The sequence below is a fragment of the Parendozoicomonas verongulae genome (assembly GCF_009711465.1).
In the GTDB taxonomy this organism is placed as follows: domain Bacteria; phylum Pseudomonadota; class Gammaproteobacteria; order Pseudomonadales; family Endozoicomonadaceae; genus Sansalvadorimonas; species Sansalvadorimonas verongulae.
Genome location: NZ_SMME01000497.1, coordinates 1 through 545 on the forward strand (window position 1 = coordinate 1; position 545 = coordinate 545).

Here is a 545-nt window from a genome sequence, read left to right on the forward strand (position 1 = left end):
CCGGCGGTGGGATTTAAGCAGACTGGCCGAGGCGAAGGTGGCGCCACAGTGGCAGGTGGTATTCTGTTGTCCCCGGCATATTGCCCCTTCATCCTTCTGGCTCAATACTTCTATTGCCGGTGCAGGGCCATCGTAGTCCAAATCACCTGGGAGTATTGATGCAGCTTCATAAACATCTTCAATCTCTTGTTTGACAACTTTCCGGCAGTGAATTTCCCAGGCGTTGATATCAGAGTTAAAAGGCAGCGGAAACCCATCAACGAATTCTCCTGTAATTATTATGTCATCTGTTGCTGACGGGGAATCAACTTTGCTGGGAGTTGCGGAGCAGGTCGAGCTCTCAGCCATCAGGACAAAGGTTTCCTTGTCCTGACGTGGCAGCCTGATTCTGGATGGCCCCCCAACCCCTTGGCAGGGCAGGCTATTTTCTGGACCCGATACGCAGAATGTGTCGTCCAGAGGCTGAACGACAGGCGATAACGTGCGGATACGCTCTGTTGATATGATATCTGTCCCCCCTTCACCTGATGGCAAAAGAAGTGTGC

Annotated in this window: 1 protein-coding gene; it reads right to left on the reverse strand. The window is 52.1% G+C overall.

The window, feature by feature from the left end:
• The coding region (locus tag E1189_RS24605) for a hypothetical protein (protein ID WP_155158285.1) at positions 1–348 on the reverse strand (348 nt) is incomplete at its 3' end.
• Positions 349–545 lie beyond the last annotated feature (197 nt).